At 70.8% G+C, this 13,998-nt stretch carries 17 protein-coding genes; 8 read left to right on the top strand and 9 right to left on the bottom strand.

Features of this window, described 5'->3' with window-relative positions:
* Nucleotides 1-9: 9 nt before the first annotated feature.
* A complete protein-coding gene (cyaY, locus tag ACPOLB_RS19050; protein ID WP_425257602.1) occupies nt 10-357 on the bottom strand; it encodes an iron donor protein CyaY in 348 nt (115 codons plus the stop codon).
* A gap of 56 nt (nt 358-413) precedes the next feature.
* On the opposite strand from cyaY, the gene lptM reads away from it, so the two are divergent.
* Together lptM and lysA are read left to right on the top strand one after the other, a co-directional pair.
* On the top strand, nt 414-536 hold the full coding sequence (gene lptM, locus ACPOLB_RS19045; protein ID WP_425257601.1) for an LPS translocon maturation chaperone LptM: 123 nt from the start codon (nt 414-416) through the stop codon (nt 534-536).
* Complete coding sequence (gene lysA, locus ACPOLB_RS19040; RefSeq protein WP_425257600.1) at nt 536-1,807, top strand: diaminopimelate decarboxylase; 1,272 nt, start codon at nt 536-538, stop codon at nt 1,805-1,807. The genes lptM and lysA overlap by 1 nt, the downstream gene beginning before the upstream one ends.
* A gap of 35 nt (nt 1,808-1,842) precedes the next feature.
* Here lysA and ACPOLB_RS19035 read toward each other — a convergent pair whose 3' ends face one another.
* From ACPOLB_RS19035 to ACPOLB_RS19010, 6 genes are all read right to left on the bottom strand, one after another.
* Entirely contained in the window at nt 1,843-2,835 is a 993-nt protein-coding gene (locus ACPOLB_RS19035) for an ABC transporter ATP-binding protein (RefSeq protein ID WP_425257599.1), read from the bottom strand.
* Entirely contained in the window at nt 2,832-3,809 is a 978-nt protein-coding gene (locus ACPOLB_RS19030; RefSeq protein ID WP_425257598.1) for an ABC transporter ATP-binding protein, read from the bottom strand. The genes ACPOLB_RS19035 and ACPOLB_RS19030 overlap by 4 nt, the downstream gene beginning before the upstream one ends.
* A gap of 13 nt (nt 3,810-3,822) precedes the next feature.
* Nucleotides 3,823-4,770: an ABC transporter permease gene (locus ACPOLB_RS19025; protein ID WP_425257597.1), complete on the bottom strand. Its 948-nt coding sequence runs from the start codon at nt 4,768-4,770 to the stop codon at nt 3,823-3,825.
* A 1-nt stretch (nt 4,771) separates the two neighbouring features.
* Nucleotides 4,772-5,758 (bottom strand): ABC transporter permease, encoded by a 987-nt coding sequence (locus ACPOLB_RS19020; RefSeq protein WP_425257596.1) that lies wholly within the window; start codon nt 5,756-5,758, stop codon nt 4,772-4,774.
* A 96-nt stretch (nt 5,759-5,854) separates the two neighbouring features.
* Nucleotides 5,855-6,574, bottom strand: coding sequence for a DUF3047 domain-containing protein (locus tag ACPOLB_RS19015; RefSeq protein ID WP_425257595.1), 720 nt, complete (start codon nt 6,572-6,574; stop codon nt 5,855-5,857).
* Between the two features lie 101 nt (nt 6,575-6,675).
* Nucleotides 6,676-7,698 (bottom strand): porin, encoded by a 1,023-nt coding sequence (locus tag ACPOLB_RS19010; RefSeq protein WP_425257594.1) that lies wholly within the window; start codon nt 7,696-7,698, stop codon nt 6,676-6,678.
* Between the two features lie 208 nt (nt 7,699-7,906).
* On the opposite strand from ACPOLB_RS19010, the gene coq7 reads away from it, so the two are divergent.
* A complete protein-coding gene (gene coq7 / locus ACPOLB_RS19005) occupies nt 7,907-8,548 on the top strand; it encodes a 2-polyprenyl-3-methyl-6-methoxy-1,4-benzoquinone monooxygenase (protein ID WP_425257593.1) in 642 nt (213 codons plus the stop codon).
* Between the two features lie 42 nt (nt 8,549-8,590).
* Here coq7 and ACPOLB_RS19000 read toward each other — a convergent pair whose 3' ends face one another.
* Nucleotides 8,591-9,013 (bottom strand): OsmC family protein, encoded by a 423-nt coding sequence (locus tag ACPOLB_RS19000; RefSeq protein ID WP_425257592.1) that lies wholly within the window; start codon nt 9,011-9,013, stop codon nt 8,591-8,593.
* A 294-nt stretch (nt 9,014-9,307) separates the two neighbouring features.
* On the opposite strand from ACPOLB_RS19000, the gene ilvA reads away from it, so the two are divergent.
* Nucleotides 9,308-10,858, top strand: a complete 1,551-nt coding sequence (ilvA, locus tag ACPOLB_RS18995) for a threonine ammonia-lyase, biosynthetic (RefSeq protein WP_425257591.1) — start codon at nt 9,308-9,310, stop codon at nt 10,856-10,858.
* A 36-nt stretch (nt 10,859-10,894) separates the two neighbouring features.
* On the top strand, nt 10,895-11,989 hold the full coding sequence (locus ACPOLB_RS18990; protein WP_425257590.1) for a nicotinate-nucleotide--dimethylbenzimidazole phosphoribosyltransferase: 1,095 nt from the start codon (nt 10,895-10,897) through the stop codon (nt 11,987-11,989).
* Between the two features lie 12 nt (nt 11,990-12,001).
* Here the strand turns inward: ACPOLB_RS18990 and ACPOLB_RS18985 are convergent, their stop codons facing one another.
* Complete coding sequence (locus ACPOLB_RS18985) at nt 12,002-12,616, bottom strand: type II secretion system protein N (protein ID WP_425257589.1); 615 nt, start codon at nt 12,614-12,616, stop codon at nt 12,002-12,004.
* 70 nt (nt 12,617-12,686) lie between these two features.
* Between ACPOLB_RS18985 and gspG the strand changes: the two genes are divergently transcribed.
* From gspG to gspI, 3 genes are read left to right on the top strand one after another with little or no spacing between them, the layout of a single operon-like run.
* Nucleotides 12,687-13,151: a type II secretion system major pseudopilin GspG gene (gspG, locus tag ACPOLB_RS18980; RefSeq protein ID WP_425257588.1), complete on the top strand. Its 465-nt coding sequence runs from the start codon at nt 12,687-12,689 to the stop codon at nt 13,149-13,151.
* Nucleotides 13,126-13,620, top strand: a complete 495-nt coding sequence (locus ACPOLB_RS18975) for a pilus assembly FimT family protein (RefSeq protein WP_425257587.1) — start codon at nt 13,126-13,128, stop codon at nt 13,618-13,620. Before gspG ends, ACPOLB_RS18975 begins: the two co-directional genes overlap by 26 nt.
* Nucleotides 13,617-13,994, top strand: a complete 378-nt coding sequence (gene gspI, locus ACPOLB_RS18970) for a type II secretion system minor pseudopilin GspI (RefSeq protein WP_425257586.1) — start codon at nt 13,617-13,619, stop codon at nt 13,992-13,994. Before ACPOLB_RS18975 ends, gspI begins: the two co-directional genes overlap by 4 nt.
* Nucleotides 13,995-13,998 lie beyond the last annotated feature (4 nt).

The following is a 13,998-nucleotide window of genomic DNA, read 5'->3' as shown; positions in this document are numbered from 1 at the left end:
GGCCGTGCCTCAGAACTGCAGCGTCTTGCCCGCCTGCAGGCTGGCGTGGTGGCTCAGCGCAGACAGGAACTCGCTGCCGTCGCGCGTGTCGACCCACTGCGCGCCGTCGTAGCGGTAGTGGTAGCCGCCGCCGCGTGCAGCCAGCCACACCTCGTGCAGCGGCGGCTGCGTGTTGACGACGATCTTGCTGCCCCCGGGGAAGCTCAACTCCAGCAGACCACCGGTGCGCTGGGTGTCGATGTCGACCACGTCGTCCTGCAGCCACTGGTCGGCCCGGGCCTCGATGCGGGCCAGCAAGGCGCCGGTGAGCCGGTGGTAGTCGGCGTCGCTGATCGGGTGCGGGGGGGCCGTGCTCATAGAATCTTTCGATGCAAACGCTGTTGAAACCGGAGGCGCGGGCGAGTGTAGTCCGCGTGCCATCCACCCTGACGCTGGCGCTGGTGCTCGGCACCGCGGGCCTGCTCGCGGGCTGTGGCCAGAAGGGCCCGCTCGTGCTGCCGGCTCCCGCAGCGGCCGCTTCGGCGCCGGCACGCTGATGCTGCCCGGTGCCCCGCATCTGGCGCGCACGGCCGACGGCCGGCTGCGCCTGGAAGGCCACGTGCTCGCCGATCTCGGGCGGCGATTCGGCACGCCGCTGTTCGTCTATTCGCGGGCAGCGATGCGCGACGCCGTGGCCGCGTACCAGCGCGCGCTGCAGGGCCGTCCGCACCTCGTGTGCTACGCGATGAAGGCCAATTCCAGCCTCGCCGTGCTGCAGACCTTCGCGCAGGCCGGCTGCGGTTTCGACATCGTCTCGGGCGGCGAACTCGAGCGCGTGCTGGCGGCCGGGGGCGACGCCGCCAAGGTGGTCTTCTCGGGTGTCGGCAAGACCCGCGCCGAGATGCGCCAGGCGCTGCAGGCCGGCGTGCGCTGCTTCAACGTCGAGAGCACCAGCGAACTCGACACGCTGTCGCAGGAAGCGGTGGCGCTCGGCCGCGTCGCGCCCGTCAGCTTGCGTGTGAACCCCGACGTCGACGCGGGCACCCACCCCTACATCTCCACCGGCCTGAAGGGCAACAAGTTCGGCATCGCGCACGACGAGGCGCTGGCGGCCTACCGCCACGCCGCGTCGCTGCCCGGGCTGCGCGTGGTGGGCATCGACTGCCACATCGGCAGCCAGATCACCCAGGTCGCGCCCTACCTCGACGCACTCGACCGCGTGCTGGACCTGGTCGAGGCCGTGGAAGCCGCCGGCATCGCCATCCACCACGTCGACGTCGGCGGTGGCCTGGGCATCACCTACACCGACGAGACACCGCCGCGCGCCGACGAGATGGTGGCAGCACTGCTGGCGCGGCTGGACGCGCGCGGCCACGGCCACCGCGAGGTGCTGCTGGAACCCGGGCGCTCGCTGGTCGGCAACGCCGGCGTGCTGCTGATGGAAGTGCTGGTGCTCAAGCCCGGCAGCGCCAAGAGCTTCTGCATCGTCGACGCGGCGATGAACGACGTGATGCGGCCGGCGATGTACGAGGCCTGGATGGGCATCGAGCCCTGCCTGCTGCGCGCCGAGACGGCGCGCACCTGGGACGTGGTCGGCCCGATCTGCGAGTCGGGCGACTGGCTCGGCCGCGACCGCACGCTGGCGGTGCAGCCGGGCGACCTGCTCGCGATGCTGTCGGCCGGCGCCTACGGCATGGCGATGAGCAGCAACTACAACACGCGCCCGCGTGCGGCCGAGGTGCTGGTCGACGGCGACCAGGTGCACCTGATCCGCGAACGCGAGCAGGTCGCCGACCTGTTCGCGCACGAACGGCTGGTGCGGGACTGACCGACGGCCCGGCACGGCCGGGCGCCGTGCGCTGGCTAGATCCGGCCTTCCTCGACGGCGTGGCAGGCCACGTGGATGCCCTGGAAGGTCTTGAGCGCCGGGCGCTCGCTGCTGCAGCGCGCGTTGGCGTGCGGGCAGCGCGGGTGGAAGGCGCAGCCACTCGGCGGGTTCAGCGGATTCGGCACCTCGCCCTGCACCGGCGTGCGCGCGCGGCCGGTCATGTGGATGTCGGGAATGGCGTCCAGCAGCATGCGCGTGTACGGATGGCGCGGCTGCGAGAACAACGTGGTCTTGTGCGAGCGCTCGACCAGCCGGCCGAGATACATCACGCCCACCTCGTCGGCGACGTGGCGCACCACGGCCAGGTTGTGGCTGATGAACAGGTAGGTCAGGCCCTGCGTGCGCTGCAGGTCCTTCATGATGTTCAGCACCTGCGCCTGCACCGAGACGTCGAGGGCCGAGGTCGGCTCGTCGCAGACCAGGAACTCGGGACTGGTGGCCAGTGCGCGTGCGATGCTGATGCGCTGGCGCTGGCCGCCGCTGAACTGGTGCGGGAACTTCTCGGTGTCGGCCGCGGCCAGGCCCACCTGCAGCAGCAGCGCCGACACGCGCGCGCGCATCTCGTCGCCCCCGTGCGCCAGGCCGTGTTCGCGCAGCGGCTCGCCGACGATGTCCAGCACCTTCCAGCGCGGGTTCAGGCTGGCGTACGGGTCCTGGAAGATCATCTGCATGCGCCGGCGCAGGGTGCGCAGTTCGCCCGCGTCGCGCGCGGCGTCGGTCGCCTGGCCGTCGAACTTCACCGTGCCGCGCGTGGGCTGGTACAGCCCGACCAGCAGCCGCGCCACGGTGCTCTTGCCGCAGCCCGATTCGCCCACCAGCGCCAGCGTCTTGCCCTTCTCGATCGTGAACGAGACGCCGTCGACCGCGTGCACGAACTGCCGCGGCTGGCGCTCGATGACGCGGTTCAGCCAGGGCGCCGAGACGTCGAAGGTCTTCGCCAGGTCCTGCACTTCCACCAGCGCGCTCATGCAGCCACCCCCTGCTTGGCCAGCCAGCACGCGGCGCGCGTCGCACCGGCGTCGAAGAGGTCGGGGCGTTCGTTGCGGCAGCGGTCGAAGACCTGCGGGCAGCGCGGATTGAAGGCGCAGCCCTTCGGGATGTTGTTCAGGCGGGGCATCGAGCCGTCGATCTGCAGCAGGCGTTCGCGGTCCTCGTCCATCGCAGGGATGGAACCCATGAGGCCCGTCGTGTAGGGGTGTTGCGGGCGGTGGATGACGTCGGCCACCGGCCCGATCTCGGCCACGCGGCCGGCGTAGAGCACGGCCACACGGTCGCAGGTCTCGGCGATGACGCCCATGTCGTGCGTCACCAGCATCACGGCCGCACCGTGGTCCTTGCACAGGCGCTTGAGCAGCGAAATGATCTGCGCCTGGATCGACACGTCGAGCGCCGTGGTGGGCTCGTCGGCGACGATGAGCTTGGGCTCGGCCGCCAGCGCCAGCGCGATGACGACCCGCTGGCGCATGCCGCCGCTGAACTGGTGCGGGTACTGGTCGATGCGCTGCTCGGCCGCCGGGATGCCGGTCTCCTGCAGCAGCCGGATGGCGCGCTGGCGCGCTTCCTCGTTGCCGACGTTCAGGTGCGTCTGGATCGTCTCGGTGAGCTGCCGGCCGATGGTGTACAGCGGGTTCAGCGAGGTCAGCGGGTCCTGGAAGATGGCGCCGATCTTGCGGCCGCGGATGGCGCGCATCTGCTCGTAGGGCAGGTTGTCGATGCGCTGGCCTTCGAGCAGGATCTCGCCGCCGGCGATGCGGCCCGGCGGCTCGAGCAGGCCGATGATGGCGGCGCCGGTCAGCGACTTGCCGGCTCCGGACTCGCCGACCACGCCCAGCACTTCGCCGGGCGCGATGTCGAAGGAGATGTCGTCCAGCGCCAGCAGCGTGCCGCGCCGGGTGGGGAACTCCACCCGCAGGTGGCGCACTTCGAGGAGAGGTTGTGTCATGGTCGCGGCACGCTCAGCGCAGGCGGGGGTTCAGCGCGTCGCGCAACCAGTCGCCGAGCAGGTTCACGCTGAGTGCGATCAGCACCAGCATCACGCCCGGGAAGATGGTGATCCACCACTCGCCCGAGAACAGGAAGTCGTTGCCGACACGGATCAGCGTGCCCAGCGACGGGCTCGTCGGCGGCACGCCGACGCCCAGGAACGACAGCGTGGCCTCGGTCAGGATGGCGGCCGCGACCTGGATCGTGGCCAGCACCAGCACCGGGCCCAGCACGTTGGGCAGCACGTGGCGCACCATGATGCGGTAGGGCGCGACGCCGATCACGCGCGCGGCCTGCACGTATTCCTTGTTGCGCTCCACCAGGGTGCTGCCGCGCACCGTGCGTGCGTACTGCACCCAGCCGGTGAGCGAGATCGCGATGATCAGCACGCCGAAGGCCAGCGTGTCGTGCGCGTTCGGGAAGATCGCGCGGCCGACGCCGTCGATCAGCAGCGCCACCAGGATCGACGGGAACGACAGCATCACGTCGCACACGCGCATGATGAAGGCGTCGATCTTGCCGCCGGCGAAGCCCGACAGCAGCCCCAGGCCGACGCCGACGATCAGCGACAGCAGCACCGAGGCCAGGCCCACCAGCAGCGAGATGCGCGCGCCGTACATCAGCGCCGACAGGATGTCGCGGCCCTGGTCGTCGGTGCCGAGCAGGAACTTGGCCTTGCCCTCGTCCATCCAGGCCGGTGGCAGGCGTGCGTCGGCCAGGTCGAGCGTCGCCAGGTCGAACGGGTTGTGCGGCGCGACCCAGTTCGCGAACACCGCGCAGAAGATGCAGATGAAGGCGATCACCGCGGCCACGATGGCCATCGGCGAGGTCTTGAAGCTGTACCAGACGTCGCCGTCGAAGAAGCGGGCGAATGCCCCGGGAGCGCCGGGAGCGGCGGGCGTGGATGTGCTCGTGGTCATGTCAGTGGCCTCCCCCGGCCGGCTTCTCGATGCGCAGCCGCGGGTCGACGGCGAAGTACAGCAGGTCGACGACCAGGTTGATCAGCACGAAGATCAGCGCGATCAGGCACAGGTAGGCCGCCATCACCGGGATGTCGGCGAACTGCACCGCCTGGATGAACAGCAGGCCCATGCCGGGCCACTGGAACACCGTCTCGGTGATGATGGCGAAGGCGATCAGCGAGCCCAGCTGCAGGCCGGTGATGGTGATGACCGGCACCAGCGTGTTCTTCAGTGCGTGGCCGAAGTAGACGGCGCGGTTGTGCAGGCCGCGGGCGCGCGCGAACTTGATGTAGTCGGCGCGCAGCACCTCCAGCATCTCGGAACGCACCAGCCGCATGATCAGCGCCAGCTGGAACACCGAGAGCGTCACCGCCGGCAGGATCAGGTGCTTCCAGCCATCGACCGTGAGGAAGCCCGTGGTCCACGCGCCCAGCGTGACGACCTCGCCGCGGCCGAAGCTCGGCAGCACCTTGAAGGTCACGGCGAAGATCAGGATCAGCAGGATGCCGATCAGGAAGGTCGGCAGCGACACGCCCAGCAGCGACAGCGTCATCATCAGCTGCGCACCGAACCTGCCGCGGCGCAGCGCCGCGTACACGCCCAGCGGAATGCCGACCACCAGCGCGATGACGGCGGCGCTGAGCGAGAGCTCCAGCGTGGCCGGGAAACGCTCGGCGATCAGTGCCGAGACCTGCCGGCCCTGGCGCAGGCTGAGGCCGAACTCGCCCTGCACCGCATTGCCGACGAAGCGGCCGAACTGCACCACGAAGCTCTGGTCGAGGCCGAGGTCGCGGCGCAGCTGGTCGCGCTGTTCCTGGGTGGCGTCCTGCCCGAGCAGGCTGGTCACCGGGTCGCCCACATACTGGAACAGCATGAAGGCGATGAAGGCCACCGTGACCATCACGACGATGGCCTGTGCGAGGCGGCGAAGAATGAAAACGAGCATCGATGTCCTATGGCGGGCATCCGCCGCGACAAAAGTTGCGAATGATCCGCAATAAGCGTGCCGTCCGCAAAGGGGAAAGACCTGAGGCGTCGGGAGTCAGGACCCGGGGTCGGGCGACAGCTTCCGGTCGTGCAGCGTGATCGGGCCGTACCAGGCCTCGGCACGGGTGCCGGTGTTGTCGGTGTCGGTCATCACGGCGATGGCCTGCAGCGGCCCGGGATCCTCGCCGAATGCCGCCCGGAAATCGGCCACCAGGTCGCGGCGGTGGTCGCGCCACTGGCGCAGCCCCGCGGCACCGCTGTCGACGACGATCTTGCGGATGCGGTCGGAGCGCGGGTTCACGACCACGCTGCCCACGGCCGCGCGGCCGTCCCACACGTACATCAGCGTGGCGTAGGGCGGCGCCTCGCCGGTCAGCGCCTCGGCCATCTCGAACATCATGCGCGTGCGCCGCGGCAGCCGCGTGGTGTCGCCCCCGAAGGCGAAGACGATGCGCACGGTGGCGTCCTCGCGCTCGACGTCGGCCACGCTGCCGTCGTGCACGGCCTGCTGCACCCACCACGAGAAGCTGACATCGCCCAGGGCTTGCGGCTGCACGTCGAACTTCCGCCGCCACAGGCTGGCGGCGCGCTCGGAGCGTGCCGCCACGCCCAGGCGGCCGTCCTTGTGCACGCGCGGCGTGTACTCGGTGGCGCGCTTGCCGGGCAGCAGCACGGCATGCCAGCCATCGGACGAGGTGGCGGGCCCGGGCGTGCCGGCACAGCCGGCCAGCACCAGGCAGGCCGACAGCAGGCACAGGGAGCGCTTGGCGTTCATTCCGGACCCTTGGAACGCGGGCACCGCCCGCTCAAGAAAAAGGCCGCCCGAAGGCGGCCTGTCGGCTGCAGCCATGCCCGCCAGGCTGGCGGGCAGGTGCATCAGAAGCTGTGGCGGACGCCCACTTCGTAGCCGGTCGACTTGAAGCCGCTGATGCCGGCAACGCTCGGGCCCGAGCCGCTGGTCGTGAAACGCAGGCCGGCGTCGTTGTCCACTTGCGAGAAGTGGGCGTACACCGAGGTGCGCTTGGACAGGTCGTACACGTAACCGACGGCGATCTGCGAAGCGTCGGCGTCGAGCGTGCCGATCTTCACGTTGGTCGCGCCGTAGGTGGCCTTCAGCGTACCGGCACCGATCGGCACACCAGCACCCAGCAGGTACATGGTCTGCTCGTTCGAGCCCTGCTCGTTCATGTGGTACTGGCCGTACAGGGTCATGAAGCCGAGGTTGAACGAACCACCGACGTTCATGGCGGTGTAGTCGTCGGTCATCGTGCCGGTCTGCTCGGTCACGCCGTAGGCGACGGCGACGTTCACCGGGCCCGCGCCGTAGCCGATGCGGCCACCGAAGTACTTGTTGCCCGTGGCGCCTTCGCCAGCGGCCACTTGCACCTGGCCGTACAGGCCGCCCATCGCCGGCAGGAAGTAGCCGACGGTGTTGTTGGCGCGCACGGTGGTGCCGGCGCCCGAGCCGATCGGGTTGCCTGCAGCGATCAGGTTGGTCTGCGAACCCACGCCGTTGGTGCCGAACGGATCGAACACGGTGTGGTTCCAGAACGTCGGGGTGTAGTCGCGACCCAGACGCAGTTCACCGAAGCCACCCAGCAGGCTGACGGTGGAACGACGCTGCCAGGTCTGGCCGGCGGCGTTGCCGGTGTCGGGGTTCAGCGCGCCTTCGATCCAGAAGCCGGCACGCAGGCCGCCACCCAGGTCTTCGACGCCACGGAAGCCGAGGCGGCTGCTGGCGTTGCCGTCCTGGCTCAGCGAGGCGATTTCACCGGCCGAACCGTTCTTTTGCGAGCGGGCGTTGAGGTCAACGATACCGAACAGGGTGACGGAAGACTGGGCCGAAGCAGCACCGGCGAACGCGGTCAGCGCGGCCAGGGCAAGCAGAGATTTTTTCATTGCGACTATCTCCTAGGTTGAACAAGAGGTCCCGATCGGGGAAGTCACCCGGCGAGGGGCTGATCAGGCCAACCTCCTCAGCGGAAGTTGGGCGTATTGCACCAGACGCACCCCCCCGTGGCAAACGGCCACCCGACAAATCGGGACAGGTTGTTGCCTGAGCACAACGCGCTTCGGGGCAACCCGTAGTGGGCTATCCTGCGTCGTCATGTCGTCACTGGATCGCTTCATCATCAGCGCGGACCACGCGCTGCGCACGCTGGCCGGGGCCGTGCATGCCGCACGGCCGAATCCGGCCGATGGCACGCCGGCCCGCGCTGCCGCCGCACCCGAGCTCGACGCCGAAGAACGCCGCCTGTCGGGTGCGCTGATGCGCGTGAACCACGTCGGCGAGATCTGCGCCCAGGCGCTCTACCAGGCCCAGGCGCTGACGGCGCGCAGCCCGGAGCTGCGCGCGCAGATGGTGGCGGCGGCGCGCGAGGAGACCGACCACCTCGCCTGGACGCAGCAGCGCCTGCAGGAACTGGGCGACCGGCCCAGCCTGCTCAATCCGGTCTGGTATGCCGGCGCCTTCGGGATCGGCCTGCTCGCTGGCCGCGCGGGCGACCGCACCAGCCTGGGCTTCGTCGTCGAGACCGAGCGGCAGGTCGAGCAGCACCTGGCCGGACACCTCGATCGCCTGCCCGCCGCCGACACGCGCTCGCGCGCCATCGTGCAACGGATGGCCGAGGACGAACGCCAGCACGCCGACGCTGCGCTGGACGCCGGCGCTGCCGAACTGCCCTGGCCGGTCCGCTGGGCGATGCGGGCGGTGGCCAAGGTGATGACGACCACCGCGCACCGCGTCTGAGCCACGCCGGCGGGGCTTGCGGCGCCGGGCGCCGCCGCCCGGTCAGGCTTCGACCAGTTCGTGGCTGGTGCTGATCTCGGCGGTCTTGCCGAGCATGATGCTGGCCGAGCAGTAGCGCTCGTGCGACAGCTGGATCGCGCGCTCCACCGCCGCTGCGGGCAGTCCGCGCCCGCTGACGACGAAGTGCATGTGGATCTTCGTGAACACCTTCGGGTCGGTGCCGGCGCGCTCGGCCGTCACCTTCACCTGGCAGCCGCGCACGTCGTGGCGGCCGCGCTGGAGGATCAGCACCACGTCGTAGGCCGTGCAGCCGCCGGTGCCGGCCAGCACGGTCTCCATCGGCCGCGGCGCCAGGTTGCGCCCGCCGCCGTCGGGCGCGCCGTCCATGGTCAGCAGGTGCCCGCTGCCGGTCTCGGCGGAAAAGCCCATGCCGGTGGCCGGCATCCAGTTGATGGTGCATTCCATGCTGCTTGTGCCCTCGATCGCGTGGTGCAGGCGCCGGGGAAGCGCCGCGAGGCGCGCATTCTGCACGCCTGCCGGCACCTTCTGGAGTCGCTCCCCTAGACAACCCTGCCGCCGGCATATTGCACTGCAGCATGGCGGTGATAGACTGCGCCGCATGGGTGTTCGCTGTCGCGCACCCGCCCGTTGTCTCCTCCACCTCCTCCAATGGTGGATTCGACCCGGAGTCGCAAGGCTCCGGGTCTTTTTTCATGGGTGCGCCGGCTTATGATCCCGCGCCCTGCGACGAGAGGCCCCATGCCCACGCCCCCCGCCCCCCGACCCGCCGGCGCGCGCATCGCGGCCGCCTACCTGAAGAAGATCCTCACCGCGCGCGTCTACGACGTGGCCCGCGAGACCGCGCTGGCGCCGGCGAAGAACCTGTCCCGCCGCCTGGGCAACCAGGTGCTGCTCAAGCGCGAGGACCAGCAGCCGGTCTTCAGCTTCAAGCTGCGCGGCGCCTACAACAAGATGGCGCACCTGGCGCCCGAGGCGCTGCAGCGCGGCGTCATCTGCGCCTCGGCGGGCAACCATGCGCAGGGCGTGGCGCTGTCGGCGAAGAAGCTGGGCTGCCGCGCGGTGGTGGTGATGCCGGTGACGACGCCGAAGCTGAAGGTCGACGCCGTCGCGGCGCTGGGCGGCGAGGTCGTGCTGCACGGCGACAGCTACTCCGACGCCCACGGCCACGCGGTGCAGCTGCAGCAGCAGCAGGGGCTGACCTTCGTGCACCCCTTCGACGACCCCGACGTCATCGCCGGCCAGGGCACGGTGGCGATGGAGATCCTGCGCCAGCACCAGGGGCCGCTGGACGCCGTCTTCGTGGCCATCGGCGGCGGCGGGCTCATCTCGGGCGTGGCGGCGTACATCAAGGCCGTGCGGCCCGAGGTGCGCGTGATCGGTGTGCAGACCGCCGATTCCGACGCGATGCTGCGCTCGGTGAAGGCCGGCAGGCGCGTGACGCTGTCCGACGTCGGCCTGTTCTCCGACGGCACGGCCGTGAAGCTGGTGGGCGAGGAGACCTTCCGCGTCGCGCGGGCGCTGGTCGACGACTACGTGGTCGTCGACACCGACGCCGTGTGCGCCGCCATCAAGGACGTGTTCCAGGACACGCGCAGCATCCTCGAACCGGCCGGCGCCCTGGGCGTGGCCGCGATCAAGCAGTACGTCGAGACGCACAAGCCCAAGGGCAAGACCTTCGTGGCCATCACCTGCGGCGCGAACATGAACTTCGACCGCCTGCGCTTCGTCGCCGAGCGGGCCGAGTTCGGGGAGCAGCGCGAGGCCTTGTTCGCCGTCACGATCCCCGAGGAGCGCGGTTCGTTCAAGCGCTTCTGCGAACTGATCGGGCCGCGCGCCGTCACCGAATTCAACTACCGCATCTCCGACGCGCAGGTCGCGCACGTCTTCGTGGGCGTGGCCATCGCCCGGCGCGACGAGGCCGACCGCATCGCGCGCAACTTCGAGCGCCACCGCTTCGCCACCGTCAACCTGACCGACGACGAACTGGCCAAGGAACACGTGCGCCACATGGTCGGCGGCCGCAGCGAGCTGGCGCAGGACGAACGCCTGTTCCGGTTCGAGTTCCCCGAGCGCCCGGGTGCGCTGATGCGCTTCCTGGCGGCGCTGCACCCGGGCTGGAACATCAGCCTGTTCCACTACCGCAACCAGGGGGCCGACTACGGGCGCATCCTGGTCGGCATGCAGGTCCCGGCCGGCGAAGAAGCCGGGCTGCGCGAGTTCCTGCGCACGCTCGCCTACCCCTGGGTCGAGGAAACCCGCAACCCCGTGTACCAGCTGTTCCTGCGTTAGCAGCCCGGGCGGGCGGCTCGTTACACTCGGCTTGCCATGGTCACCAGCCGCTCGCTCGTCACGCCCACCTCCAACCCGCTGCTCGAGCGGGCGCTGCGCGACAAGCTGCAACGCCGCAACGAACACGCCGGCGGGCTGGGCGAGCTCGAGCCGCTGGCCGTGCGGCTGGGGCTGATGCAGAACACGCTGAAGCCGCGTTTCCGCGACCCGCAGCTGCTGGTGTTCGCGGCCGACCACGGCCTGGCGGTCGACGGCGTGCAGGGCCCGCAGCGCAAGGGCACGCACGAGATCGTGCAGCAGCTGCTGATGAACCAGCTGCCGCTGACGGTGTTCGCGCGCAGCCAGATGCTGGACGTGGCCGTGGTGGACTGCGGCATCGCCGAGAACCTGCCCGCGCACGACCGGCTGCTGATGCGCAAGATCGCCTACGGCACGCGCAACGCCCGTGTCGCCTCGGCGATGACGCTGGAGCAGGCGCACGCCGGCATGCGCGCCGGCATGGAGATCGGCGACAAGCTGCGCGGCAACATGACGATCTGCGCCGGCATCGGCGTCGGCACGCACGAGAGCGCGGCGCTGGTGCTGTCGCGCCTGACCGACTCGCCGGTGCGCGACCTGATGCTCGCCGGCCCCTCGATGAGCAGCGAGCAGCTGGCGCACCTGATGGTCATCGCCCAGGCCGCGCAGGCGCGCCACCGCGAGGTCAGCGACCCGGTGGAAGTGCTGGCGGCCTTCGGCGGCTTCGAGATCGCGGTGATGGTCGGCGTGATGCTGATGGCCGCCAGCAAGCGCCAGCTGCTGATGATCGACGGCATGGCCGCCTGCGCCGCGCTGATGCTGGCCGCGCGCATCGCGCAGCCCGTCACCGACTACTGCGTGTTCTGCCGCAGCCACAGCCACCGCGGCCTCGACCAGGCACTGAACCTGTTCCGTGCCACCGCGCTGCTGGAGCTGGGCCTGGAAAGCCTGGACGGCACCGGCGCCACGCTGGCCTGGCCGCTGGTGAAGAACGCCGCGGCGCTGCTGACGGAGGTGGCCGACGGCGAAGACCCCGGCCCGTCGCAGCCCCAGCCGCTGGACGAGAACGACGCGCTGCCGCCGTCGCTGTTCGGGCCCGAGGCGCTGTACTGAGTCAGGCGGCGGTCACTCCGTCTGCAACTGCTGCGTGCGGTCGGTGATCGGGGCTTCCTGCGTCGGCTGCGGCGGCGGGGCCAGCGAAGGCAGCGGCACCCGTGCCGGCGGCGTGAACGCGGGGGCCTGGCGCGGCGGAGCCACCCCGGGCGCCATGCCCGGCGGCTGGAAGCCGGCCACCGGCAGCGCCCCGGTGGCGGCGGGCGCCGGCGGGGGGATGTCCAGCGCCACCGACGGCGCGCCATCGCGCGGGCCCAGCGACGCGCCACGCTGCGCCACGGACTGCAGCACGAGGCCGTCTTCGATCTGCGCGCCGATGCGGTAGGCCTTCGGCGGCTGGCCGTCCACCGCGATCAGCGCCACGCCCTCGCGGCTGGCGCCGGCGTGGCGCGGGGCCACCACGCCCAGCAGCTGGAAGCGGCTGCTGGTGGGCACGGGCGCCTCGGCGGGCGCCACGGCATCGGCGCCGAACAGGCGCGACAGGTCGCCGCGCGGGCTGGCTGCCACCACCGCCACGCCCGCGTGCGCAGGCACCGGCTGGCCCGGCACGAACAGCTGCAACGCCCAGTACACGGCACTGGCCGCCACCGCGAGCCAGAGTCCGAACGCCCACCATTTCGCCGTCATCGGACGATTATGATGGAACGCTATCGTGCTCCACGACTCCGACCGGTCCCCAAGGACGACGCCCCCGACCATGACGCTGCACCCTGCCCTGCGCCACCCCCGCCGCCCAGCTTCGCCGAGCCGGCTGCCGTCTGCGGGCTTCACGCTGATCGAGATCATGGTGGTGCTGGTGATCATCGGCGTCCTGGCGGCGCTGATCGTGCCCAACGTGCTGGACCGCGCCGACGACGCGCGTGTGACGGCCGCGCGCACCGACATCAACAACCTGATGCAGTCGCTGAAGCTCTACAAGCTCGACAACCAGCGTTTCCCGAGTGCCGAACAAGGCCTGGAGGCGCTGCGCAGCAAGCCCACGGCGAGCCCGGTGCCGCCGAACTGGAAGCCGTATGTCGAGAAGCTGCCCAACGACCCCTGGGGCCGCCCGTACCAGTACCTGAACCCCGGCGTGAAGGCCGAGATCGATGTCTTCAGCTACGGCGCCGACGGCCAGCCGGGCGGCGAAGGCAACAATGCCGACATCGGTTCCTGGCAGTAGCGGCCGCTTCCCGCGCCGCCGGCGGGCCGGCGCCGCGGCCGGCTTCACGCTGATCGAACTGCTGGTGGTGCTGGCCATCGTGGCCATCGGCGCCGGGCTGGTCTCGCTGGCCATCCGCGACCCGGCCGCCACGCGGCTGGAGGTCGAGGCGGCAAGGCTGGTCGCGCTGCTGGAGAGCGCGCGCACCGAAGCCCGCAGCAGCGGCCTGCAGGTGGCCTGGCTGCCCGGCGACGCAGCGCAGACCGAGGGCTTCCGCTTCACCGGCCTGCCGGCCGCGGCGCAGCTGCCCACGCGCTGGCTGGGCGACGGCATCAGCGCCGAAGTCGTGGGCGCCACCGTGCTGGTGCTGGGCCCCGAGGCCATCCTGCCGCCGCAGCGCGTGGTGCTGCGGCTGTCCGACCAGCGGCTGGAGATCGGCAGCGACGGCCTCGCCGCCTTTGCCGTGGTGGCGCCGGAGACCGCGCCGTGACGCGGCAGGCACGGGCCCGGGCGAGCGCGGGCTTCACGCTGATCGAGGTGCTGGTGGCGCTGGCCATCGTGGCCATCACGCTCGGCGCCGGCATGCGTGCGGCCGGCGCGCTGACCGACAACGCGCAGCGGCTGGCCGACGTCAGCGCCGCGCAGTGGTGCGCCGACAACCAGCTCACCGGGCTGAAGCTGGCGCGGCAGCTGCCGGGCATCGGCGACGCCGACTTCCAGTGCGAGCAGCTCGGCCGCATCTACCGCGGCCAGCTGCGCACCCGCGGCACGCCGAACCCCAACTTCCGCCGCGTCGACGCCGTCGTCACCGACGAAGCCGGTGTGCCGCTGCTGTCGTTGTCCACCGTCCTCTCGCGCTACTGACGCC

This window comes from Rubrivivax soli, from assembly GCF_049810355.1.
Lineage (GTDB): Bacteria > Pseudomonadota > Gammaproteobacteria > Burkholderiales > Burkholderiaceae_C > Rubrivivax.
Note: the sequence above shows the minus strand (reverse complement) of the source record. Positions and strands in the feature narration are given on the sequence as shown.

Excerpts from the sequence above, each read along its gene's own strand:
- ACPOLB_RS19025 (WP_425257597.1), bottom strand. The coding sequence starts at position 4,770 with ATGACCACGAGCACATCCACGCCCGCCGCTCCCGGCGCTCCCGGGGCA.
- ilvA (WP_425257591.1), top strand. The coding sequence starts at position 9,308 with ATGCCCACGCCCCCCGCCCCCCGACCCGCCGGCGCGCGCATCGCGGCC.
- cyaY (WP_425257602.1), bottom strand. The coding sequence starts at position 357 with ATGAGCACGGCCCCCCCGCACCCGATCAGCGACGCCGACTACCACCGG.
- ACPOLB_RS18975 (WP_425257587.1), top strand. The coding sequence starts at position 13,126 with ATGCCGACATCGGTTCCTGGCAGTAGCGGCCGCTTCCCGCGCCGCCGG.
- coq7 (WP_425257593.1), top strand. The coding sequence starts at position 7,907 with ATGTCGTCACTGGATCGCTTCATCATCAGCGCGGACCACGCGCTGCGC.
- ACPOLB_RS19030 (WP_425257598.1), bottom strand. The coding sequence starts at position 3,809 with ATGACACAACCTCTCCTCGAAGTGCGCCACCTGCGGGTGGAGTTCCCC.
- ACPOLB_RS19035 (WP_425257599.1), bottom strand. The coding sequence starts at position 2,835 with ATGAGCGCGCTGGTGGAAGTGCAGGACCTGGCGAAGACCTTCGACGTC.
- ACPOLB_RS18990 (WP_425257590.1), top strand. The coding sequence starts at position 10,895 with ATGGTCACCAGCCGCTCGCTCGTCACGCCCACCTCCAACCCGCTGCTC.
- ACPOLB_RS19000 (WP_425257592.1), bottom strand. The coding sequence starts at position 9,013 with ATGGAATGCACCATCAACTGGATGCCGGCCACCGGCATGGGCTTTTCC.
- lysA (WP_425257600.1), top strand. The coding sequence starts at position 536 with ATGCTGCCCGGTGCCCCGCATCTGGCGCGCACGGCCGACGGCCGGCTG.
- ACPOLB_RS19020 (WP_425257596.1), bottom strand. The coding sequence starts at position 5,758 with ATGCTCGTTTTCATTCTTCGCCGCCTCGCACAGGCCATCGTCGTGATG.
- ACPOLB_RS19015 (WP_425257595.1), bottom strand. The coding sequence starts at position 6,574 with ATGAACGCCAAGCGCTCCCTGTGCCTGCTGTCGGCCTGCCTGGTGCTG.
- ACPOLB_RS19010 (WP_425257594.1), bottom strand. The coding sequence starts at position 7,698 with ATGAAAAAATCTCTGCTTGCCCTGGCCGCGCTGACCGCGTTCGCCGGT.
- ACPOLB_RS18985 (WP_425257589.1), bottom strand. The coding sequence starts at position 12,616 with ATGACGGCGAAATGGTGGGCGTTCGGACTCTGGCTCGCGGTGGCGGCC.
- gspG (WP_425257588.1), top strand. The coding sequence starts at position 12,687 with ATGACGCTGCACCCTGCCCTGCGCCACCCCCGCCGCCCAGCTTCGCCG.